Source organism: Mesorhizobium sp. M3A.F.Ca.ET.175.01.1.1 (assembly GCF_004791945.1).
GTDB lineage: Bacteria > Pseudomonadota > Alphaproteobacteria > Rhizobiales > Rhizobiaceae > Mesorhizobium.
In genome coordinates this window covers 1-323 of the sequence record NZ_SRTP01000244.1, presented here as the reverse complement: position 1 = coordinate 323, position 323 = coordinate 1, and the positions used below count along the sequence as shown (strand labels likewise).

Below are 323 nucleotides of genomic sequence, written 5' to 3'. Positions count from 1 at the left end.
GGAAGCGTTGCGTCTCGATCCGCGCAGAAAGGTTGAAACCGATAGTTGAGATTTGGAGAACTTTGCCCCACAAATAAGGCATGATGTTTTCCGACGCCTTCGTGGCGATTGCCGATCCCAACCGGCGCTATATCCTGGAAGAGCTCCGGCGCGGTCCCAGGACGGTGAATGAATTGGCATCCGGGTTGCCCGTGTCGCGCCCGGCTGTTTCCCAGCATCTGAAAGTCCTGCTCGACGCGGGCCTGGTCAACGCCAAGGCGGAGGGCACCAGACGTGTCTATACCGTCAGCACCGCCGGGTTCCTCAGGCTCAACATCTGGCTC

At 59.4% G+C, this 323-nt stretch carries 1 protein-coding gene; it reads left to right on the top strand.

Annotated features, from left to right (window positions below; all coding sequences use genetic code 11):
- Positions 1-80: 80 nt before the first annotated feature.
- A partial coding sequence (locus tag EN818_RS31510; RefSeq protein ID WP_135906702.1) for a metalloregulator ArsR/SmtB family transcription factor occupies positions 81-323 on the top strand: 243 nt, incomplete at its 3' end.